The organism is Citrobacter sp. Cb023 (genome assembly GCF_030336805.1).
GTDB classification, from domain to species: domain Bacteria; phylum Pseudomonadota; class Gammaproteobacteria; order Enterobacterales; family Enterobacteriaceae; genus Citrobacter; species Citrobacter braakii.
Window position 1 is genome coordinate 314,290 of the sequence record NZ_JAOWCV010000040.1, and the last position, 23,972, is coordinate 338,261.

Below are 23,972 nucleotides of genomic sequence, written 5' to 3' on the forward strand. Positions count from 1 at the left end.
GATTGGAAAATGCTCCGTTAGGAAATGTAAAATATCGGCAGGAACCGCCGGTCTGAGAGGGACGTATGGGTGACAGTTTTCAGAATGAAGTGCCGACGGCACGTGTTAATATTAAGTTAGATTTACATACCGGAGGCGTTCAGAAAAAGGTTGAATTGCCGTTAAAACTTTTGGCTGTGGGTGATTTCAGTAATGGTAGAGAACAACGACCATTATCCGAGCGAGAAAAGGTTGATATTAATAAAAATAATTTCAATGATGTGTTAGCTAAGTTCGCACCAGTGGTAAATATGAGTGTTAAAAATACGTTAGCTGGTGATGACAGAAATGACGATATTAAGCTTACCTTTAAAAATATCCGCGATTTTGAACCTGAGCAGGTTGCACGAAATATCCCACAATTACGCGTTCTTTTGGCTATGCGTAACTTACTGCGCGACCTGAAATCTAACTTACTCGATAACGCTGCTTTTCGTCGCGAGCTGGAAATCATCCTCAAAAATCCAGACCTGAGTCAGGAACTGCGTGATGAACTGGCAACCATGATGCCAGAAGAGATTTAACGTTATACAGGGTTTCCTCCGCTTAATTGGCAGGAATAGTAAAGGATCATAAAAGGAATATGTTGATGTCTGTTCAGGAACATACCTCTTCAGTCGCGACCACCACGACCAGTGAACGCAGCGTTTATCAATCCCTCTTTGACAAAATTAATCTTTCCCCGGTTTCGACATTAAAAAATGTAGATGCATGGCAGAGCGATGAAGCGCTTTCTGATGCCGCTCCGGCTGAACGCGTGACCGCCGCTATTCAGGTTCTGGTCTCTTGTCTGGCGGATGCTGCGCAGCCAGTAGAACGCCTGGATAAAACGCTGCTCGATGAGCAGATTGCTCGTCTGGACAAGCAGATTAGCGACCAGGTTAATGAAGTTATGCACCATGCTGAATTTCAAAAACAAGAATCGCTCTGGCGTGGTGTGCACTCGATGATCACCGGTATCGATTTTCGCCAAAATGTCCGTGTAGAAATGATGGATATCAGCAAGGACGCGCTGCGTGATGATTTTGACGACGCGCCGGAACTTATCCAAAGTGGGTTATATCGCCATGTTTATATTGAAGAATATGATCAGCCAGGCGGCGAACCCATTGCGGCAATGATTTCAGCATACGAATTTGATAACAGCCCACAGGATATTGCACTGCTGCGCAATATTTCGGGGGTGTCGGCTGCCTGTCATATGCCGTTCATTGGTTCCGTTGGTCCGAAATTCTTCCTGAAGGAAAATATGGAAGAAGTCGCGGCCATAAAAGATATCAATGATTATTTCGAACGAGCTGAATACATCAAGTGGAAAGCATTCCGTGATAGCGACGATTCACGCTATATCGGACTAACTATGCCGCGTGTTCTGGGTCGCCTGCCGTATGGTCCTGATACCGTGCCGGTACGTAGTTTTAACTATGTTGAAGAAGTTAAGGGCCCGGATCATGAAAAATATCTGTGGACCAGCGCCTCTTTCTCTTTCGCTGTGAACATGGTGAAAAGTTTTATCAAGAATGGCTGGTGCGTCCAGATCCGTGGACCACAGGCGGGTGGTGCGGTTAAAGACTTGCCTATCCATCTGTACGATCTGGGGACAGGTAATCAGGTGAAGATCCCGTCTGAGGTGATGATTCCGGAAACCCGGGAGTTTGAATTCGCCAACCTCGGCTTTATTCCGCTTTCTTATTATAAGAATCGTGATTACGCCTGCTTCTTTTCTGCTAACTCGGCTCAAAAACCTGCGCTGTTTGATACAGCGGAAGCGACGGCTAACAGCCGGATTAACTCACGTCTACCGTATATCTTCCTGCTTTCTCGTATCGCTCACTACCTGAAAATTCTGCAGCGAGAAAATATAGGTACGACCAAAGATCGCCGTCTGCTTGAACTTGAACTGAACAACTGGCTGCGCAGTCTGGTAACCGAAATGACCGATCCTGGCGATGACTTGCAGGCTTCACACCCGCTTCGTGACGGGCGTGTTGTGGTGGAGGATATTGAGGATAACCCAGGCTTCTTCCGCGTGCGCCTGTATGCCATTCCGCATTTTCAGGTTGAAGGTATGGACGTCAGTTTGTCGTTAGTTTCACAAATGCCTAAGTCGAAATCTTAACGACACAATGCACAGGAGGTGCGATGAAGATCTATCGCCCGTTATGGAGCGAGGGGGCCTTTCTGGCTCCCCAGCAGTTTCAGCAACAGACACGTTGGGATGCCTATGTAGCCGACGTTGTGGCTCATATGTCACTTTCATCACCGTGAGGCGTCATCAGCGCGGAGTTTGATGAAAGTGCGCTAACGGTTTCCCGTTTGAATCCCGTTAATCTGGTTGTGCGTTTTCCTGACGGTACGTTAGTGGATACAGGTATTTCAGATAACCTGCCTCCGGCGTGTGATTTATCGCATCTTACTGGTTACAGCAGCGTTGATATCGTCCTGGCGTTGCCGCTGCTTTCGGCTAATGGCGGCAATCTTTCGTCAGGCAACGGCGTTAGCCGTCCGTGTCGCTGGCAGCAGGAATGGCTGCCAGTGCAGGATCTCTCTGGCCAGGAACGGACTGATATGGCAGTGCTGCGGCATGCTATCACCCTCCGGTATGCCCACGATGATAACAGCGCTTATCTGACCTGTCCGGTAGCTTGCCTGACTCGTAATGCTCAGGGGCAATGGGAGCTGGGACGCGATTTTTTACCGCCATCGCTTTCACTCTCAGCCAGCCCCTTATTAATCAATTCTCTCAGTGATTTGGTGCATCGCATCCAGGCCCGTTGTCGCCGTCTGATGGCCTTGCGTCGTGAAAGTAACGAACGAATGGCGGATTTTGCGGTAGCAGATGTTTCGTTGTTTTGGCTGCTGAATGCGCTTAATAGCTCGGAGCCTGTACTGAGAGAAATGCTGCAAAACCCAGGCCGTCACCCCGAACTTTTGTGGCGTGAACTGGCGCGGTTAGCGGGCAGCCTGCTGACCTTTTCATTAGAAAATGATGTCAGCGTTGTGCCGCCATACCAGCACGCAAATCCGCAGCAAGTATTCCCTCCATTGTTTGCATTGCTGGTGGAACTGCTGGAAGCCAGCCTGCCATCTCGTGTTGTCGCTATTGAGCTGACGCAGGAGAGACAGTTCTGGAATGGTGCACTGTCGGATGCTCGACTGCGTGAAGGCGCTGATTTTTACCTGTCCGTTCGTTCAGATCTCCCTGCGCATGTCCTACTGACGCAATTTCCACAGCTCTGTAAAGCGGGGAGCAGGGCAGACGTGTCTGATGTAGTCAATGTAGCACTCAGCGGAATTCCGTTAAAACCGCTGACGCATGTACCCGCAGCCATCCCGTTACGACTGGAAAATCAATACTTTGCTCTTGAGATTAATCATCCAGCAGCTCAGGCCATGCTGGACGCTGGTAATTGCGCCTTCTATGTGCCGGGAACGCTGGGAGAGATCCAACTCGAGTTATTCGCCGTATTAAGGGATTGAAATAAATGAATAAGGATATTGATCAGGTGTTCTGGCCTACCTGGCTTGCTGTAAGCCAACTACGTGGCGGGTTGGAAGTCGACGATGGGGCTGCTTTTTATCGCCGGGCCTGCCAATGGGTTGATTCTGCGCGTAATGCATTGCGTGACCTGGGGTACAGCGAGCACAGCGTTGAACATATGCTCTACACCCAATGTGCGTTACTGGATGAAAGCGTGTTGAACCGTAACCGGCAGGATAGCGGTTATATCACCTGGCTTGCGACACCCTTACAGGCACGCTATTTCAATACCACCAATGCCGGGGAAGAGCTCTGGGAGCGCATCCGTACCGTACTGCGCGAGCCCGTTCCTGATACCGCCGTATTAACCTGCTTTTATCGCGCAATCACGCTTGGTTTTGTGGGTCGCTATCGTGAGCAGGGTGATGAACGTCGTGAAGATGTTCTCGAAGCGCTGTCAACTCAGGCGATGCCTTTTAAGTTAAAACACGATTCACCAGTAATCATGCGGGCGTCAGGCTTCTCTGGCGGTAAGCGCCGCTGGTGGCTGGCATGGATTGTTGGCGCGCTGGCGTTGGGGGCTTTGTGGCTAACATTTTCTCATGTCTTACAAGGGCAGATTGCTCAGCTGATTGGGCAGGGTTAAGACATGGCCCAGTTGCGAGGGATCGTTAACTATGTGCTGGCGGCCGTACTGGCTTTACTGTTGGTCTGGGGATTCAGCCCAGTAAGTGCGGGTATCCGGGGCGGCCTTACCGTCATTGTTTTATTGCTTTCCATTCCAGGGATCGTTTATGGCTGGCGTCAGTATGGTCGGTTGAAGCCAGAGCATTCTGCTCGTGAAGTTGCGCTCCCTCCGGAGAGTTTCAGTGGGCCTGTCGTGCTGGTGTGTGGCGACAATGAGCCATTGTTTGCCGGACGTAGCGATTCTTGCGAGAGTTCGCAGGGCTGGTATTTATCTGTCCAGTCCCCGGAACATTTTATTGCTCTGGTTCGTCAGATAGCTGTGCAGCGTCCGGGGCTTCTAATGCGCGTGTCCGTGATGCTGGCATTGACCCCAGAACGGCATAAAGATGAAGATGCGCTTAAGCATATGCTACTTAGTTGGCGGCGTGTGGTAACCCAGAGTCGGCGTTGGTTATCAGGTATACCGCCGTTTTGGTTGTGCTGTTGGCTGAATTCTCCTCAATGTAATGAGACTGTACGTTGGTTTATTCGAACCCCTCAGGATGCAGAGGTGCAGTCAGCTACGGGATTAGACGACTTTGCACCTTTCTCTTCGGAAGAGCGCCCGGCTCGCCACTCTCATCTAACACATGCAGTGTGGTTAGATAATTTACTGGGCTTGCTGAAGAAGGTGCAAGGCGATACCGAACGCCATGCTCCGCCTCTTTTCTCTGCTTTACGGGTTGTGTGTTTCACCTCATTAGCGGTTTACGAAAATAATCTGTGGCAACGGCATATCACTGCTCAAACAACGCTTTCTCCTGCGGCATCAGCAGCGCCCGTACTGCTGCCTTTTCCTGATTTAGCGTTGCCTTTTTTATCCCGCCGCCGGGCACTGACAGCATTTCAACGAACGCTGGGCGTAAGCGGTCTGCTATGCGGCATTTTTGTCGGGCTGGCGATGACGTGCAGCTTTATCAATAACCAACATCTCATCAGGATCACAAACGATCATCTGATGTTATACCGCCATCTTACTGGCAATCCTGCCGAGCCAAAGATTCAGGCCCAGGAACAGCTTCGTCGTGATGCACAGCGGCTTGATCGCTGGTATCAGCGTGGTGAGCCCCTTTCTCTTTCAATGGGATTGTATCAGGGGATGAGATTGATCCCGCCTTTGCAGGCCGCCATCAGCGACTGGCTGCCAACTGAAAAACCGAAAGTGACCTCCCCGCATACCGTTCGACTGGACAGTATGTCGCTGTTTGATACGGGCGAATGGGCGTTAAAAGCGGGTTCAACAAAAGTACTCATTCGAGCTTTGGTCAATATCAAAGCCAAGCCCGGTTGGCTGATAGTCATCGCCGGGCATACCGATGATGTGGGTGACGATAAATCTAATCAGCAGCTCTCTCTCAAACGCGCGGAATCTGTTCGCGACTGGATGCGTGATACCGGTGACGTCGCGGAGAGCTGTTTTGCTGTTCAGGGTTACGGCGAATTACGTCCCTACAAAACCAACGATACGCCGGAGGGGAGGGCTGCCAACCGCCGTGTAGAGATCAGTCTGGTACCGCAGGCTGATGCCTGTCGGGTGTCGGGCATGAAGGAACCGTCACCGCAAGGCGGTGACGCATTAACGAAGTAAAAATGGAGAAAGAGTTATGGCAATTCCAGTCTACCTTTGGCTGAAAGACGACGGCGGTGCGGATATTAAGGGCTCTGTTGATGTGAAAGACCGTGTGGGCAGTATCGAAGTAGTGGCTCAGGAACATAACCTGTACATCCCTACCGATAACAACACCGGTAAGTTGACCGGGACGCGCATCCATACCCCGTTTCTTTTCACTAAGGAAATCGATGCTTCCAGCCCTTATCTGTACAAGGCTGTAACCACTGGTCAGACCCTGCGTCAGGCAGAGTTCAAATGGTATCGCATCAATGATGCTGGTCAGGAAGTGGAATACTTCAACACCACTCTGCACAACGTGAAAGTGGTGAAAGTAAATCCTGTGATGTACGACATCAAAGATCCGGCTAAAGAGAAGCATAACCACCTGGAACAGATTGAACTGCGCTACGAGAAGATCGTCTGGACGTATAAGGATGGCAACATTATCCATTCTGACGCCTGGAACGAGCGTACCACCGCGTAACGCACTAACGGATGAGGATTTCCTCATCCGTTTTTTTTATGCCCTCTGCTGAGTATCCGGCGCGGGGATTTAGCAGAGAGTATCAACGTCACTATTACCTTATGGGCATTGGGTTACGGCCACGGGCGGTAGCGTGCCTGAATACAGGGAGTCAGGAAGCAAATGGAACACCAGTCAGCAGTGTTATTACGACGTCTCAACCCCTATTGTGCTCAGGCGCTTGAAGCGGCGGCATCGTTATGCCAAACGCGTGCGCATGCAGAAATCACTCCCGAACACTGGTTACTGAAGCTATTGGAACAGGGGGAGGGAGATATTACTGTCATTGCACGTCGTTATGAATGGGATATCGACAATCTCTGGCAGTCGCTGCTGGCGCATCTGGATGTTCAGCCTCGTTCCGTAAAAAGCCGCCCGCAGTTGTCTGATGTACTCCTCTCTTTAATGCAACAAGCGTGGCTGTGTGCAGCAACGGATGAAAATTCGCAGATACGTGGTGTGCATCTGCTGATGGCGCTGGTGGGAAAGCCTTCGCTACTGAAGTGTGACGGCCTGTGGCCTCTTCTGAGCGCAGGACATACTCAACTGGAACGGCTCCTGCCGCTATTAAATGTTCAGTCGGATGAACGTCCTGAAAGACAGCAAGAGGCCGCTCTGGCGCAGTTTACCTCTGATGATGAACCGGGTCGAAATCTGGCCCAGTCGACTTTGTCGCCCGCATTACAAGGTGTGCTCGATAAATTTACATTAGACGTGACCGCGAAAGCGCGTGCCGGTGATATCGATCCGGTATTTGGTCGTGATAATGAAATTCGGCAAATGGTGGATGTGCTATCTCGTCGTCGAAAAAACAATCCAATTCTGGTTGGGGAACCCGGCGTCGGCAAGACCGCTTTGGTGGAGGGACTGGCGCTTCGTATTGCTGAAGGTAACGTGCCGGATAGCCTGAAAACAGTAACCTTACGTACGCTGGATCTTGGGCTGTTGCAGGCAGGTGCTGGAGTGAAAGGTGAGTTTGAGCAGCGTTTAAAAAATATCATTGATGCCGTTCAGCAATCGCCAACTCCTGTTCTGCTCTTTATCGATGAAGCACACACCATCATTGGGGCCGGTAATCAGGCGGGGGGAGCTGATGCAGCCAACCTGCTAAAACCCGCTCTGGCTAGAGGTGAATTGCGAACCATCGCAGCGACCACATGGAGCGAATATAAACAGTATTTTGAGCGAGATGCTGCGCTGGAGCGGCGTTTTCAGATGGTTAAAGTGGATGAACCGGATGATGACACTGCCTGTTTAATGCTGCGTGGTCTGAAATCACGCTATGCAGAACACCATGGCGTTCACATCACCGACGAAGCGGTTAAAGCTGCTGTTCTGCTCTCTCGCCGCTATCTTACCGGGCGGCAATTACCCGACAAAGCCGTCGACCTGCTGGATACCGCAGGCGCAAGAGTACGGATGTGCCTTGATACCGTTCCTGAACCCCTTACGCGCTTGAAGTCGGAGATCACCGCGCTTGAAATTGAAAAACAGGCGTTGCTTGCAGACATCGCAGTAGGAAATGGTCAGCATGATGAAAGGCTGGCCAGCATTGAACAGCATGAAAATCGCCTGCTTGTCGAGCTTGATGAACTGGAAACCAAGTATGGCCTGGAAATAGCGCTCACTGAGCAACTGCTGACCAGCCGCCGTGATATTTCTCGTCAGGCGGAAACGATTGAATTGCAGCAACAGCTTAGTGTGCTTCAGCAGGGCCATCCTTTACTGTTTCCGGATGTAGACGCGCGCACAGTTGCTACGGTGATCGCCGACTGGACCGGTGTACCTTTGTCTTCACTAATGAAGGACTCCCAGACAGACTTGCTGACGCTTGAAACCCAGATGGGAAACCGCGTTGTCGGGCAGGATTACGCGCTAAATACTATCGCACAGCGGTTGCGGGCATCAAAAACAGGACTTACTCCGGAAAACGGCCCACAGGGTGTTTTTCTGCTAACTGGACCAAGCGGAACCGGGAAAACGGAGACGGCGCTGGCCCTGGCTGACATTCTCTTTGGCGGTGAAAAGTCGCTGATCACGATTAATCTGTCTGAGTATCAGGAGTCGCACACCGTGAGCCAACTCAAGGGCTCACCTCCGGGGTATGTGGGTTATGGTCAGGGAGGGATCCTGACTGAAGCCGTGCGAAAACGCCCCTATAGCGTGGTATTGCTGGATGAAGTAGAAAAAGCGCATCGCGACGTCATAAACCTGTTTTACCAGGTATTTGACCGCGGTTTCATGCGAGATGGTGAAGGCCGAGAAATTGATTTTCGCAACACCGTTATTCTGATGACTTCCAATCTTGGCGGCGACGCTGTGATGCAGATGCTGGAAGAACAGCCGGAAACCACGGAGTCCGATCTGCACGAGCTGCTGCGCCCCCTCTTGCGCGATCATTTCCAGCCGGCGCTACTGGCCCGCTTCCAGACTATTATCTACCATCCGCTCAGTGAACCTGCGTTACGTACGATTGTACAAATGAAACTGGATCAAGTTAGACAGCGATTACTGCGTCACTACGGCATCACTACGACGATATCCGAGAACCTTTTTGATGCCCTGACTGCCGCTTGTCTGCTACCGGATACGGGGGCGAGGAATATTGATAGCCTGCTGAATCAACAAATCTTGCCAGTGCTCAGCCAGCAGTTGTTAACGTATCTTTCCCAGCAGCAAAAAGCATACTCGTTGCACCTTAGCTGGGATGACTCCAAGGGCATCATGATGGAGTTTGAGAGTGACTAAAAATATTAAGGAAGGGGGACTCAGAACGCTTACACCTGGGGAGATTGAACTAGCAAAGACCGTATTTTTTTCAACTATCCAGTATCATAAAGTGTGGATCCATAGGGACAGTTATTTGCCTTTTAATCTACAGGATTCGAATACGGCAATGGCTCCTGACGGTGAGATTTACTTTCGTGAACAGTATCGTGAAGATTTTTCTCAGACATTACCCCATTATCAACACTTATTTATCCATGAAATGAGTCATGTCTGGCAACGAGAAAAAGGCATGAATGTTATCTGTAGAGGATTGGTGAGTTGGTTAGTCAGTTATCGGTATAAATTGGATGGACGGCTTCTAAGTGAATATCCCATGGAACAGCAGGCCCAAATCATTGCAGACAATTTTATATTGCAAAATGCAGGGTACTACGCTTGGTTAAATATGCGTTTGAAGCATATTGTGACTTTAGATGGGGATGTTCATAAAAGCGTGATCCGAGACGCTTATAAAAACACCCTTCGAGGATTCCCTTGGTGATAAAAAATAGAGCATTTTTTACTTTCAGTCTGCTGAGTTGCTGCCTGGTAATTCTTTCTGGTTGCCCTGGATATGGTGACAGAGCATTTACTGATGAGGAAGCCGTGGTTAGCGTGATTGGAAATAATATCTGCTTCTGGGTGAAGGACTCTGAGAAATACCAACCAAGTATCATTACGGTTACACGTAGAGGTGCTGATTTTGGTAACGAAAAATTTATGCTAAACCCACCACTAATTCTTCTTGAAAATAAATGGTGCATAACACCAGATGTTTATATTTTTCCAGATAGTGGGCAGTTTGTAGTTACGTATACGTTAGGGATTCCTTATTCAAGTGACAGGCCGCGAAGTATTGTTAGTGGGGTTGAATTCTCTAATGGTCGCATTTTTAACATCCATCTTACCGATATGGAAATAGCCAGACCTTATTCTGCGATGGATAAGTGATTTTTAACATCGAGAAATATTGAGTGTTGAAAGGAGTTAATCTTATGGATAAGTCTCAGCAAGCAGTGATAACTACGCTTAATCGATATTTTTTATCTATTTCTTCTTGCTCTTCTGCTCTGGATGTAGAGGATTTCAGTGGCTCTGAAGGACTGAGTCGGAATTATTACTATGATATTTTATTTACCAGTGCGGATAAGAATATTCAGGCAAATCAGCTCTTGCGTCAGATGGCAACATTGACGATGGATGCTGGCAAGCTGGCATCTATGACGACGCAAAAAATAGTTCATGGTGTGATAACTGATTTTCAGCGGTTATCTGGTTCTGCCGATGAATCAAGATATCATATTACGTTAACGCCTTATCTTTCCCTGCTTGATAAACAGTTCCGCACACACCGCTTTTTTATCAATAAATCAGTTCCGGAAGTGGTGAGTGAAATCCTGCAGGAGCACGCCCTGCACGGCTGGGAGTATGAATTCACGCTGACGCAGAGTTATCCGAAACGTGAGCAGATAAATCAGTATCAGGAGAGCGATCTGGCGTTTATTGAGCGTCTGCTGGCGGAAGTGGGGATATTTTACTTCTTCACGCTGCAGCCGGACACCCGGACGGAAGTGGTGCATTTTGCAGACCAGCAGAGCGCGTATGAATTTGATAAACGGCTGGCGCTGAACAGCCCGTCAGGAATGAGCGACAGCGGGGCGGACTCCGTCTGGGGACTGAAAATCCTGCAGCAGGTGGCACCGGCGGGAGTGACCACAAAAGACTATAACCATCGCGAAGCGCAGAAGGTGCTGCAGTCGGCGAGGGCGGATATCACCGGTGGCGAAGGCGAGGAAATGCGTTATGGCGAGGTGTATCACTACAAACCACGCCATCTTGAGACGGGTGACGCATCCGGCTCGGCACCGGAAACCGGAAACTTCTGGGCGCGACTGGATCATGAGCGTTTTCTGGCGGAGCAAACGCTGATAACGGGAGTCAGCACGGATGCGGGGTTACGTCCAGGACAGGTGCTGACGATAACGGACAACAGTGTGCCATCGACGTTGCCGGGCGTGTTGCAGCAGCCGGTGGTGGTCATCCGGACCGGGTTCAGCGGCAGTAGGAAAGATGCGCTGAGGGTGACGCTGGCGGCGGTACCGTACAGTGAGACGCAGTGCTGGCGTCCGGCGCTGAAGGCAAGACCAAAGGTCAGCGGCACCCTGACGGCACGGGTCAGCAGCCCGAAGAGCGGGGATATCTACGCGCATCAGACGGCGGAGGGATTGTATCGTGTGAAGTTTGATGCCGACCAGGACAGCAAACAGCAGGGTTACGAGAGCATGCTGCTGCGCCTTGCCAAACCCTATGGCGGCGACACCTACGGTATTCACTTCCCGCTGATACAGGGCACAGAAGTGGCGGTGGCGTTCCATGAAGGGGATCCGGACCGGCCCTACATCGCCCATGCGCTGCATGACTCCCGACATCCTGACCACGTGACGGAGGCAAACCACACCCGTAACGTCATCCGCACGCCCGCCAATAACAAACTGCGCATGGAGGACAAACGGGGCGAGGAACACATCAAGCTCAGCACCGAGTACGGCGGGAAGACGCAACTGAACCTGGGGCATAACGTGGATGCGCAGCGCGCGCTGCGGGGAGAGGGCTTTGAACTACGTACAGACCAGTGGGGAGCTATTCGGGCAGGGAAGGGGATTTTTATCAGCGCTGATCGTCAGGAATTAGCTGGAGGTTTGCAGTTAGATATGCATGAAGCAGTAGCGAACTTACAAGCTGCGCTTCAGGATGCGAAAGGTATTCGTTCTGCGGCAGAAAAAGCGAAAGCAGAACTGGCTGATATCGAGAGGCAAAAAGCATTGTTGATGGAGTCTATGACAGACCTCAAGAAACAGGCTTTACTTTTTTCTGCTCCTGCCGGTATCGCTCAGGTGACTCCCGCCAGTATCCAACTCTCATCAGGTGAGAATATCATTGTAACCTCTGGAGCGGACGCGGATGTCAGTGTCGCTAAAAAATTCCGCCTTGGTGTGAAAGAAACAATAAGTCTTTTCGCTCAGTGGATGGGGATTAAAATTTTTGCCGGCAAAGGAAAAGTGGAGATTCAGGCTCAGGGAGATGCAATGGATCTCATGGCAAAGAAAACGTTGAGTATAGCCAGCAAAGATGAGCAGGTGATTATTACCGCAGCGACAGAGTTAGTACTCAGTTGTGGCGGTGCATATATCAGGCTTAAAGATGGTGAAATAGAAGTAGGGGCGCCAGGCAATGTTCGCGTAAAGAGTATTGGAATTCAGAAAATGGCTCCTGCAACATTGAATGCTAGCATAGAGTTACCGGATCCTTGCGCCACAGCCATTGATGCTGCTGGTGGTACGCAAAGCCCTACCGTGACGCTGGGTTAATGGAGGGCAAATGAAGGAATCTTTAATAACTTATGATTACTCCTTACCGGCAATGCAAAAACGAGGGGATGACATTGGTGAACAAATATTTAATCATTTTATAACGTTAAATAGAAATTGCATATTAATGATTGATACTGCAATTATAAGACTGAGGAATAAAGATTCGTCATTCTATGATAAAATAAAAAGTAGGGATGTTGTAAGGGTACCTGTTGCTACTCGTTATCTATCAGCTGAATTTGAACCCTGTTTGGTTTCACTGGATCTATCTTTACCTGCTGATTGTAATATACTACATGAAAGTATTATGCAGGCTCTGAAAGAGATAGAACCTAATGAGATACTGCTGGGTAAGGGCAGGATGATTTGTGGTTGGCTTACTTGTGCAGAAAATATTATAAATCTCGCTGCTTATCTGGGAAAAGTCGCTATCCAACAGCGTGATGGCAAAGATGTATTGCTTCGGTATTATGACCCCGCAATTATAATCTCTCTTTTCTCCATTCTGGATGATTGGCAACAACGACGTTTGTTAGGACCAGTTGAAGTGTGGAGTTTTATTGATGGCGATGGACAGTTTATCAATAAAATAAATAAATCTAATAATCAAGTGCGACTTTCATATACTTTATCGCTGAGTGCTGACAATTGGCGTGATATAAATTTTGTAGGGATAAAGAATAAGATTGTTTGTAATTATCGCTTAGCGCATTTGAGTAGTGAACGATTTTCGGAAGTAGAGGTGTTTAAGGTATTAAGAAATTCACTTAAAAAAGCCGAGTTGTGTGCTTTCTTTGATATAGAAGATCTTATTAAATGGGGTGAGTGTTCAATTAATATAGCTCCGGAATTTTATAACCATAGCGTTATTAAAAAACTGCTTGAAATAAATAAACGAAGTGAAAGAGGAAATTTTATTCAAATCACGACCCATGTCACAGAACAGCAATGGAATGAAATTCGTGAAGAGCATTAATTAAGAAGTTTACAGTTAGAATATGCAGGAGAACAGGGATGAAAAATCATAAATGTGACTGTATGTCACAGGGACCGGCATTACTACCCGTACGCTATGCGGTGATTCCTGAATATATTAAAGAACCGTTACCGGAGTGGGCAACATCAGGAGTATCGGCTTACCCGGTGGAAAACGAAAATTACCACTATGCGCTGCGCGCAATGCGCAGAGGATATATCTATATCTACTATCCGTATCTGACGGACTGGGAGGCGTGGTCGGTATGTGATGACGGCAGTTTGTGGAAACAGCTTTCGGCGAAAAATGTCCTGGAGAAAGCAGAGCCTGACTGTCGGCAGGGAACCTACAGTAATGGCGGAAAGGATTTTCTGACGCTGCCCTATGAAGTTCTGGAGAATGACATCTGGATAGCATTCACGCAGTGTCCGTGGACGGAAAATACGCTGGAGCGTTACGCGAGCGATGGCGTGCAACGGCAGAGCAGAATGCAGTGTGTGAGTTCATCGAACTGGAGGGCGCCACAGGCTTCACAGCAAATAACGGAGGCAACCACAGCGAATCTTGTCAGTGTTCTGGATTACATTCCGGCGCAGGGCAGCATGCTGAGCCCGGGAATGCGGTTACCTTATGGCACCCATAATAAAATACGCGTCAGCCAGTGTGTGAATGAACGCTATGCAATAGTCAAAGAGCCGGGGCCGCAGGAGACATTGTACCCGTGGAAGAGTGGAGTGGTCGGAAACACAGTCCGGCAGATGAAGGAACGGGGTGTGAAGCCAGACGGTTCCCCGGTCACACCGTTGCTGATGGCGCTGCATGATGCAACAGGGATAACGCATGAGCTGACGGGATGGACGAACGATGTCCTGGCGATGGCGAAGATATTCGGTGATGAACGCGCTCTGGAGTTCTGTACCCAGAATCTGATAAACGGTGTTAAGGAGATTGTTAACAAAAGCTCGGAACAGAATGTTGAAGCCCAGCTTTCTGTATTACCCCAGGAAACATTTATCTCTCCTCCTGCAATGGATTATTCTTATTACATGTATGTCCAGAATGAGAAATCTAAAGGAACAGATCCGAAGGATATACTAACTCGCGAAGAGTTCGAAAAACAGATAAAGGGAAAACAAAACGAAGTTTATAAAAAACACCAGGTCGCTAATGATTGGTCTAAATATGCTCGAATGATCAATCAGAGCAAATGGGATTCTTTTAATAAATGTTGTGCTGATCTTACACAAAAAATTGATGAGCAACTCGCTAAACTGATTATCTATCGTTGTGAATGGTTACAGACTTCTTTATTTATAACAATGTTACAGGATTTTTTCTCTAATGACCCTGTTGATAATGCAAACTATCGTGAAATTGCTGCATTCGCGATGGCTGGGCTTAATGAGTCGCCATCAGGTGTAAAATTGCTGGATGACTGGATCGACGCATATACCACGGCAAGTAAAACTAATCTCGTCTGGAGAACACATTTTTATAATAATCCAGAAATAATGGCAGATGCAGAGCCATTATTGGCTAGCTTGCAACAGTGTAGCATATCTCCGGTTTCTGAAAATGATGTGCTCTACTTTTTTGAGAAGAATGGCGCTAAACTTAATAAAATATTTAAAGGTTTTGAAAAAGCAACGAGTGAAATTTCAAAACCTCTGGATAGCAATGCCGTATTCTCGAAAAAAGTGCTGTATAAAATAGATCAGCACATGGTTACCGTGGGGACCAGGTTTTTTTCCGTATCACGGATTGGACCTGTGCTCAATACCATGAATGACCTTATAGTTCGAACTCTTTTTTCACTATCTTCAGGAAAGTCAGAGTTAGAAACAAAAATATTGTTCAGTAAATATTTTGGTTGGGCAACGGAGCGTAGGGCTTACATTACTGACACTGTTTTTTACAGCACGCAAAGAGCCATTCGGGCTGATCGTCTCCGGGTGGCGAGTAATAAATATGCCGCACTTGAAAAAGCGTATGCAGATTATCTTCGCCAGCCTGCAGGAACTTCTGGTTATGCGGTGACCAGTATTAGAATTTTTGTTTTATTTTTCAATGTGGTCGAACTGTATAACCAACTCGATAACTTTAACGATAAACCCTCTGACTATGCCAAGGTAGTCAGCGCAATATCGGCAACGGCAAGCGGGATTATTGATATTGCAACACCTGCAATGGAGGTCATTCTTAAAGAGAAAAATAGTCTCCACTACATGAAAATGTCTGGCGCAGGATGCTCGCTGATAAGTGCCGGCCTTTCGCTGGGATTAGATTTTTCCACATTGTTGAATAAAGTTAGCTTACCGAATTCCAGTAAAAAATGGGCATTTACCGGCTTATATTTAGTTAAGACTCTTAGTGATGTTGCCATTATTGCCAAAGCGGAAGGGAAATTGATGTCGGTGTTGATTGAACGCTTTGGTTGGGATACCGCTAGAGGGGGATTGGCCGTATGGCTGGGAAAAGCTGCAGCACCACAATTAACAAAATTAGGTGTCGAATGGGTAGGGTTGTTGGCTTCGTGGGAGGTTGCCCTGTTATTGATGGTGGCTGAATATATTTTGACTGAATATTATTCACGTGATGCGTTACAGTCGTGGATTGAGAATAGTTTGTTTGGTGATGATAATTCGATTGATATCGATAGTTATGCGCCGGAAAAAATAAATATGTTTATTGATGAGGCCCGAAATTCACTGCAAGAAAGCACACGTCAATTATCTTCAGGTAAAAAACAACAACGTGGAAAACCAATAATTTACTGGCCATTTATTATCTATGATGAGCCGGAAGTCCCTGCTGTGGTTTAATTTTGGAGCAACGAAATATTATGACAGAAGATGATGAACTGTTCGCCGATATGCCCCGGGCCTATATCCGGGGGCTGGAGAAGGGTAAAGGGTATGTGAAAGAAAACTATCTCCGGGAGCGCAGGGAATGGATAAAATTAAGACAAACCATTGCGTACTATGAATCGGAAGGCAAGAAGAAGCATAAAAAACGGCTGGCGGAACTGTATCGTGAAGAAAAGCAGCTGGCAAAAGCGCTGACTGATATGCCACCGGACCCGATACTGCCCCCGCCAGCCCCGCTGATAAAGGTCAGGGGAGTGGTGAAAAACTATCACCAGCGCTGCCTGACGCACTATTTTGACACCAAAGCCTATCCGCAGACGTGGGAGTATTTCAGCAGGCAGGATGAGAACATGGCGTCTGCCGCGATGGTGCTGGCCTCGATGGGCTCAGCGGCAACAGCGCAGGGCATGGTGGCGAGCAATGAAGACAGGGTTCCAGCTGCGGCGTGGTACGTTACTGGAGAAATCAACGGTCGGCAGTTTTCGGGGTGGCTGGGAGCGCCCTATTGTCGGGAAGGTGAGGAAGTGGAACTGATTGCCGCGCCGGTGGGAGAGGAGTACCTAGTCTATGCCCTTGTCCGGCCGCATGCGCGCTCGCTGACTATGCCACCGTGGTGTTACCAGGGAGTACGACGGGCACGAATTGACGGGATGAAAGTCCCCATTTCGGTCGTTATTTTATTAATTATTATTATGTTGATAGTGTTTATTTATCAGGATGGCTGGATTGTTAGTGAAAAAATGGTGAGTGGGGTAACGATGTTCCTGACCATGGGAACCTTTCTGTATATCCTTCCTGCAATATGGGCAATCTGGCGACGCCACCCCTTTCCGAAAGAACAGTTGACGGAGGAGATATTGACTGTTGCTGGCTGGGATAATGTGACGAATATTGACCTTCGGAAACTCGACAAGAAAAATATAAAAGAATTTAAGAAGCAAGGGCGGTCTGTTCGATTACTTAAATCAGGATGGTGGTTTTTTTACTATTAGTTGACAATTATTTAAATTTTGAATTTTAAAGCTAATATTTTTGACAGGAAAGATATTAATATTATCTGATCTTTATCTAATTGTATAAATGTGTAGGAAAGTGTGTTTTTATCTTTTTCGAAAGTTTATATGTCGCTAGTTATATTTTTATAGTGAGGGTTTATGTTTCAAGGTTTGGTCAGGCTCAATGATCCATTAAGTAGTGGTGGTAAAGTGATTTCTGTTTCGTCAACGATAATTATCGATGGTTTAGGTGTTGCACTGCTTGGTGATACTGTTATATGCCCAATTCCATTTCATGGCGTAAATAAAATAATCCAGGGTTCTCCAGAGTGGATCTCAGATGGAAAACCAGTAGCCGTGCATAAATGTATCTGCCAATGTGGTTGTTATGTTATTTCAACGCTTCCCTGTACGGGGGTCTGGTAAGTTAAAATGAGTTGGAATATTCCAGATAAAAAGATAATACAACCTGTACCTTCTATTAGGTGGGGCCGCGATAGTGGTATTTTTTTCTCATTGTTAATAACTGTTGTTCTGCTATTCAGTTTATTATATTACATTACTCATAATAATGAGTCTTTTTATTATGCTTTTGTAATATCTTTAATTATTTTTTTAGCATTCATTATATACTTAGGTCTTCGATTATTTCAGCGAGGATTGTCTCTTGAAAAAAATGAAATGATATTAACGGAAGGTTCTAATATTGATTGTAAGTGGTCTGAATGGGCTTCTGATTATTTAAGTGTTGTAGATTATAGTTATCTCTTTCCCGAAGATTCTCAGATGCTAAATTTACTTGAAGAAAATGAGTTCAATGCAATTGGGGCCAGGGCGTTAAATTTCCCAGAATCGATTGGCTATACTGCTTTATTTCATGAGTTATTAGCTCCCATAAGAGCTAGATTAATGGATGTTACTTCTGAAAATGGTTTGATTATTAATTTTATTGTTGGTCAGGTATCGGGGGTTTCAACATGGCAGTCTTTTTTATTGGCCTGGAAACAACTTGGCCTCTCTGATGCTATAATTAATAGCAGTGAATTTATCTTTCACAACTATGTATTAAATATTGATGAATGGCTAAGTGTTACGGAGGATAAATTTAGATTAATTATTGTAGGGGAAAAGTCAACGGATATTAATAATAAACATCCTGGTACGGGGGATGGTATGTGTGCTTTTCTTTTTGCTCCAGCGATTTTAATTAAACAGAATAATATTGCCGAGAAGGCAAGACTATATAGATCTATTTCTACAAATGAAGATAATCTGATCAAAGATCTTAATAATTTGATTTTTTATCAGGCCAGTGTCGGGATGGTTGATAATTTTTTGATAGGAAAAAATAGCAATAAAAAAGATGTAGCTAAGGCAGCTGTTGTTCTTAACGAACATAATAAAAATCTTGAGCAGTATTATGCTGAATTATATGTTGGTATTCATGGAGAATTTGATATCTGGGTGATGTTAATGTTTTCTTTATTAAATATAAAAGATATAGATGCTGTTGATCTGATATTCTCAGAGTCGGATGGAAATATTATATTGTCGAGGGTTAAAAAAATTAGAAGTCGGGAATAGATATATGCAAAAGTCTAGCTTGTTGCGATTATGTGGTTTGTTATTTATTTTGGTTGTTGTTGGTTTGATATGCTATGTAGTACTTTATTACTACGGAGGGTATTTCGGGGTGACAACCCCAACAACCAGGGTCATAGTTATCACATCGATTTTATTAGCACTGTGTTATATTTTTAAAATATGGCAGGTGAATGCGTTGAAATCAGTGTTAGGAGCGTATGTACCATTATTAAAATATAAAGCCATTGCTTATTTTCTTTTACCATGGAAGTCAGCTTATGAGTCAAATGTAGAAAATCATACTGCAGCCACATTGGACAGCAATATATTCATTAACTTCTACTCTACACTTAAAGATAACTACGGTCGCCGCTGGCGCGCCAAAACGCGTATCCTGCTGGTGATGGGGGATGCCCTTCAGGTTGATCAACTGGTACCTGAACTCACCTCCCAGCGCTGGGTTGAAGGGGATGGCGTGGTGTTAATCTGGGGAGGCAAGCTCACTGCAACGCCAGATGTCTCGCTGTTTGATACGATACGCAAACTGCATCGGCGCCCGCTGGATGGGGTTGTATGGGTAACCCACACTTTTCAGCAACATGATGCCTTGCTTCAATCAGCCCCTGTTGTGCCCTTAACTTCACAGCAAATGGATGAGGCCGCCCGCCATCTTCTGGCTGTTTTTACCACGCTTCGCTGGCGAGTGCCGTTATACCTCTGGTCGCTGCATGGTGCTCAATTTGTACCGGATAACGTAACCTTACACTCTGCGACGTGTATGTTCCCTTCAAAATGCACCACGTCTTTATGTCGTTCGCAGTTGACCTCGTTGGCAATGCACATGGCAGAGCAGGGCACGCAGCAGGTTACGCGAAATCTCCGCGATAACTTCTTACTGAAAATGGCTAATTTGCTGATGCCTAATGCAGAAGCCATCAGCGACTCGTTGACCACTTTTTTCAGCCCGCATCGGCCCCTGCCGCTGGCGGCGGTAATCTTAAGCCAGTATGCGGAAAGTACCCCATCGCGCGTTGCGCATGCCTGGACGCGTGATGAGCGTTGGCGCGCGTTGCTTGATTCACTCCCTGCGTTACCTGCGGAGCTAAAGGCACAGCGCACAGGCCGTTCAGGAATTCGAGTGCTGGCAGTCGGTACAGCCGGTTTGATGCTGCTATGGGGCGCGGGAATGGCGGTTTCTTTCCTGGCTAATCGCAATATGATCACCGAAAGCCTGGACCAGGCGAGACTGGCTGGCGGTCCGGATAAACCGCTCGCCGAGCGTCTTACGGCGCTATCCGCTCTTCAGCAAACGCCGGGCATGCTTCGCTGGCGTCAGCAGAATGGCGTGCCGTGGTATTACCGCTTTGGCTTGAGCCAAAATGATGCTCTGCTGGATGCCCTATGGCCGCGTTATACGCGTATTGCTATTCCACTACTGCGTGATGAAGCCGCACAACATCTCACTCAGGAATTGACGGCGTTAACGAGACTGGCACCGGATAGCCCGCAGTTTGCAGCTCGGGCAAAGATCGCCTACAACCAGTTGAAAATGTATCTGATGCTCTCCCGGCCCGAACAGATGGAGGCGTCATTTTTTAGTCAGGCGCTGATGCAAGACTGGCCAGAGCGCGCAGGCATTTCGCGCGCATCATGGCAAGGCGTTGGGCCGGGGCTCTGGCAATTCTGGGGAGAAAACCTTCAGGCGCATCCTGAATGGAAAATAGCGGCCGATAAAAATCTTATTAGCCAGGTGCGAACGCTGTTAATTCGTCAGATGGGGATCCGCAATGGCGAAGCCGCCCTGTATCAGAAAATCATTGAACAGGTGACTCCGCATTACACCGATCTTCGTCTGGAGGACATGACCGGCGATACTCGGGCAGACCAGGTATTTTATACCCGGAGTTCGGTTGCTGGCGTGTATACCCGCCAAGCCTGGGAAGAGGAGGTTTTGCCCGCCATAGAAAAAATCGTAAGCAACCGCCGGGAAGAGATGGATCAGGTGCTGGGGGATGAAACGCACTCTGCAAGCGACCCTCTCTCTCCACAGGCGTTAAAGGCGCGTCTTAGCGAGCGTTTCTTCATAGATTTTGCCGACAACTGGCTGGATTTTCTCAACAGTATTCGCTGGAAGCGCACCCAAACGCTGAGTGATGCCATCGATCAACTCACGTTGATTGCAGATATCCGTCAGTCTCCTCTGGTTGCGTTAATGAATACGCTCGCCGTTCAGGGACGTACAGGGTTAACCGGGGAAGCGTTGTCGGACTCACTGGTGAAGTCGGCAAAGGATCTGTTTAACACCAAAGAGAAACAGACCATTGACCAGCATGCACGGGAAGAAGGTCCTATGGCGAGTACCTTCTCGCCAATCCTGGCATTGATGGATGAACAATCGGCTGGGCAGGATATCAGCCATCTGAGTCTGCAAACCTACCTGACCCGGGTAACGCAGGTCAGGCTGAAACTCCAGCAGATTACTAACGCTGCCGATCCGCAGGGAATGAGTCAGGCCCTGGCGCAGACGGTATTTCAGGGCAAAACCGTTGATCTCACTACCACGCGTGACTATGGAAATCTGGTGGCTGCCAGTCTGGGGCAAGCATGGAGTGGATTTGGTCAAACAATGTTTGTTCAGCCGCTGGAGCAGTCATGGCAGCAGGTGTTGCAGCCAACCGCGGCTGGTCTGAATGCGCAATGGAAGGCGCTGATTGTGAATGACTGGAACAGCGCATTCGGTGGACGTTATCCGTTCCGTGATGTCGGCAGCGAGGCTTCCCTGCCGCTGCTGGCGCAATATCTGCGAAGCGATAATGGCCGAATTCAGCATTTTCTCGAAAGTCATTTAAGCGGTGTGCTGCATAAACAGGGAAGTCACTGGGTTGCCGACACGGTGAATGCTCAGGGGCTGGTATTTAATCCTGCGTTCCTCGAGGCGATGGACCAGCTCAGTCAAATTGCGGATGTCGCTTTTATTCGTGGAGAAGCCGGGATTCGTTTTGAACTGCGTCCTGGAACGGCACGAGATGTGATGCAGACAGACCTCGTGCTGGATGGCCAGAAACTCACCTACGTTAATCAGATGCCAACGTGGAAAAACGTTGTCTGGCCTGCCGATACGCAAGCGTCAGGAGCAACCCTAAGCTGGGTGAGCACGAGTACGGGAACCCGAATCTACTCAGATAACCCCGGTACCTGGGGCTGGATAAGACTGCTTGAGAAAGCGGAGATAACTGATAATGCTGGCGTGAGCAGCGGTTTTAACCTGCGCTGGACTGCGCAAGATGGATTGCCGCTGAACTATACCCTGCGCACGGAAGCGGGTGAAGGTCCCCTTGCATTACTCAAACTCCGCGATTTTGAACTACCCGAAGCAATTTTTATTGTTAGCAGCAAGCTTTCCTCAGAGGAAGAAGAATGAGCGCTCTGAATCGTCTACTGGCCGCCAGTGCGGATTCGACAGATGAACAACAGCAACTGATGGAACAGGCACAAACGCAGACTGCGCTATGGCAAAACTGGTTATTGCCAATTTCAGCAGCCAACCCGGGGGGTGACGATCCGGGCTATGACGATGATTTTCAGCGCATGCGGGAAGAGGTGAATAAACTTTCTGGCGCACAAACGGATCTCATCATTGAGCTTGCGGAAAAACTCCTGATCAACACTTGTAAGGATGTCCGTGTTGTCACTTATTACACATGGGCGCGTTTGCATCAGGATGGTGAGGCCGGCCTGGCGGATGGTCTGATTTTGCTGGCTGGCCTGATGCAGCAATATGGCGATACTCTCCATCCCTTAAAAGCGAATAGTCATAAAGCCGCCCTCGAATGGTTAGCAGGCGGGCGGATGCTGGATAGTCTGGCGCGATTCCCGGAAGTTTCACGACCTGACGCGCAACGGATCGCCGGTGCGCTGATGTTGCTGGACCAGCAATTTAATCAGCGAGAGGAGAGCATTCGCCCAGGGCTTGGAGCGCTGTATAGCGCGCTGGAGAACCGTCTGGCCCAATCAGGCGGTGCTCAGGCATTGGTACCACAAAATATCAGCACCCAAACCGCTCGGTACAGCGCAGATACTCCAGTCCTCAAAAGTATTGCCTCGGGCCGGGAGTTACTGGAGCAGGCACGGGTGTTGGCGAAATATCTGGCCGATCAGCCAGATGGCTGGCTGGCGGCGCATCATTTGATGAAAAGCGTGCGGCTCGATACGGTCAGCCAGCTTCCTCCGCCAGATGGCGCCGGACGTACACGTCTGGAACCGCCCAAGAGTGATTACCGTGCGCAGCTTAAACGTCTTTATTTGCAGCAAAGCTGGACTGAATTGATTGAGTTAACTGACAGCTTATTTGTTGAGGGAGTGAATCATTTTTGGCTTGATGTGCAGTGGTACCTTCATCAGGCATTAATGAGGGCTGGATCGCCATGGGATAAAAATGCCGGGATTATCATCAGCGATCTGAAAATGTTGCTGCATCGGATGCCGGGTCTGGAAACGCTGGCATTTAACGACGGAATGCCCTTTGCCGATGATGTTACGCGTGAGTGGATCGCCCGTGAGGTGCTGCAGGAAAGTGACTGGCAGAGGGAAAAAGTCACTGCGGCTACCGCAGGGGCGGACGACGATATCCTGCTACTTGAAAGCGAGGCCTTGACGCTGGCGGATAGCGAAGGCGTTGAAGCCGCGCTCGCCTGGCTTCAGGCTCGCCCCGGCGTGATTTCACGTCGACAACGCTGGTTACGCCAACTGTTGATGGCTCGCCTGACGGAACAATGTGGGCGCAACGATCTCGCGCTGCATTTGCTTGGCGAGTTGAATGCGACAGCACACTCTCTCACCCTCAAACAATGGGAGCCTGAACTGCTGTTTGAAGTAAAAGCGCGACGGCTGAAACTTCTGCGTTTAAAAGCCAATCGCAGTGAAAGTGACAAAGCGCGTCTGATGCCAGAGATGGACTTACTGTTGTCCGGACTGGTAGCCATTGATCCTGCCAGAGCTGCCGTCTTGTGTGGCTAAAACAAAATAAGTG

The 23,972-nt window shown here is 48.2% G+C and carries 16 protein-coding genes and 1 pseudogene; all 17 read left to right on the top strand.

Features of this window, described 5'->3' with window-relative positions:
* The first annotated feature begins 65 nt into the window (after positions 1-65).
* The 17 genes and pseudogenes from tssB (at position 66) to tssA (ending at position 23,959) form a co-directional block, all read left to right on the top strand.
* Positions 66-563 (top strand): type VI secretion system contractile sheath small subunit, encoded by a 498-nt coding sequence (tssB, locus tag OGW44_RS22395; protein WP_075848592.1) that lies wholly within the window; start codon positions 66-68, stop codon positions 561-563.
* Between the two features lie 65 nt (positions 564-628).
* Positions 629-2,158, top strand: coding sequence for a type VI secretion system contractile sheath large subunit (tssC, locus tag OGW44_RS22400; protein ID WP_016157464.1), 1,530 nt, complete (start codon positions 629-631; stop codon positions 2,156-2,158).
* A 23-nt stretch (positions 2,159-2,181) separates the two neighbouring features.
* Positions 2,182-3,519: pseudogene (gene tssK, locus OGW44_RS22405) on the top strand (type VI secretion system baseplate subunit TssK).
* A gap of 5 nt (positions 3,520-3,524) precedes the next feature.
* On the top strand, positions 3,525-4,166 hold the full coding sequence (gene tssL, locus OGW44_RS22410) for a type VI secretion system protein TssL, short form (RefSeq protein ID WP_075848594.1): 642 nt from the start codon (positions 3,525-3,527) through the stop codon (positions 4,164-4,166).
* 3 nt (positions 4,167-4,169) lie between these two features.
* Positions 4,170-5,834 carry an OmpA family protein gene (locus OGW44_RS22415; protein WP_075848596.1) on the top strand — a complete coding sequence of 555 codons (1,665 nt, stop codon included), beginning with the start codon at positions 4,170-4,172 and terminating at the stop codon, positions 5,832-5,834.
* A 16-nt stretch (positions 5,835-5,850) separates the two neighbouring features.
* Positions 5,851-6,342 carry a type VI secretion system tube protein TssD gene (tssD, locus tag OGW44_RS22420; RefSeq protein ID WP_003024437.1) on the top strand — a complete coding sequence of 164 codons (492 nt, stop codon included), beginning with the start codon at positions 5,851-5,853 and terminating at the stop codon, positions 6,340-6,342.
* A gap of 162 nt (positions 6,343-6,504) precedes the next feature.
* Entirely contained in the window at positions 6,505-9,129 is a 2,625-nt protein-coding gene (gene tssH, locus OGW44_RS22425; protein ID WP_075848598.1) for a type VI secretion system ATPase TssH, read from the top strand.
* Positions 9,122-9,652 carry a type IV secretion protein Rhs gene (locus OGW44_RS22430; RefSeq protein WP_077249794.1) on the top strand — a complete coding sequence of 177 codons (531 nt, stop codon included), beginning with the start codon at positions 9,122-9,124 and terminating at the stop codon, positions 9,650-9,652. Before tssH ends, OGW44_RS22430 begins: the two co-directional genes overlap by 8 nt.
* Complete coding sequence (locus OGW44_RS22435) at positions 9,649-10,101, top strand: putative T6SS immunity periplasmic lipoprotein (protein ID WP_077249795.1); 453 nt, start codon at positions 9,649-9,651, stop codon at positions 10,099-10,101. The genes OGW44_RS22430 and OGW44_RS22435 overlap by 4 nt, the downstream gene beginning before the upstream one ends.
* Positions 10,102-10,145: 44 nt before the next feature.
* Positions 10,146-12,518: a type VI secretion system Vgr family protein gene (locus OGW44_RS22440; protein ID WP_075848600.1), complete on the top strand. Its 2,373-nt coding sequence runs from the start codon at positions 10,146-10,148 to the stop codon at positions 12,516-12,518.
* A 10-nt stretch (positions 12,519-12,528) separates the two neighbouring features.
* A complete protein-coding gene (locus OGW44_RS22445) occupies positions 12,529-13,497 on the top strand; it encodes a DUF4123 domain-containing protein (RefSeq protein WP_185654430.1) in 969 nt (322 codons plus the stop codon).
* A gap of 38 nt (positions 13,498-13,535) precedes the next feature.
* Positions 13,536-16,319: a T6SS effector BTH_I2691 family protein gene (locus tag OGW44_RS22450; protein ID WP_075848603.1), complete on the top strand. Its 2,784-nt coding sequence runs from the start codon at positions 13,536-13,538 to the stop codon at positions 16,317-16,319.
* 20 nt (positions 16,320-16,339) lie between these two features.
* Positions 16,340-17,356, top strand: a complete 1,017-nt coding sequence (locus OGW44_RS22455; protein WP_075848605.1) for a putative type VI secretion system effector — start codon at positions 16,340-16,342, stop codon at positions 17,354-17,356.
* A gap of 162 nt (positions 17,357-17,518) precedes the next feature.
* The gene (locus tag OGW44_RS22460) at positions 17,519-17,785 is read left to right on the top strand and encodes a PAAR domain-containing protein (protein ID WP_072034040.1); all 267 of its coding nucleotides are present in this window, start codon (positions 17,519-17,521) and stop codon (positions 17,783-17,785) included.
* Between the two features lie 6 nt (positions 17,786-17,791).
* Positions 17,792-18,943 (top strand): KPHS_23130 family T6SS system protein, encoded by a 1,152-nt coding sequence (locus tag OGW44_RS22465; RefSeq protein ID WP_049268750.1) that lies wholly within the window; start codon positions 17,792-17,794, stop codon positions 18,941-18,943.
* Positions 18,944-18,947: 4 nt separating this feature from the next.
* Positions 18,948-22,364 carry an ImcF-related family protein gene (locus OGW44_RS22470; protein WP_185654431.1) on the top strand — a complete coding sequence of 1,139 codons (3,417 nt, stop codon included), beginning with the start codon at positions 18,948-18,950 and terminating at the stop codon, positions 22,362-22,364.
* Positions 22,361-23,959, top strand: coding sequence for a type VI secretion system protein TssA (gene tssA, locus OGW44_RS22475; protein WP_185654432.1), 1,599 nt, complete (start codon positions 22,361-22,363; stop codon positions 23,957-23,959). Before OGW44_RS22470 ends, tssA begins: the two co-directional genes overlap by 4 nt.
* Positions 23,960-23,972: the final 13 nt, after the last annotated feature.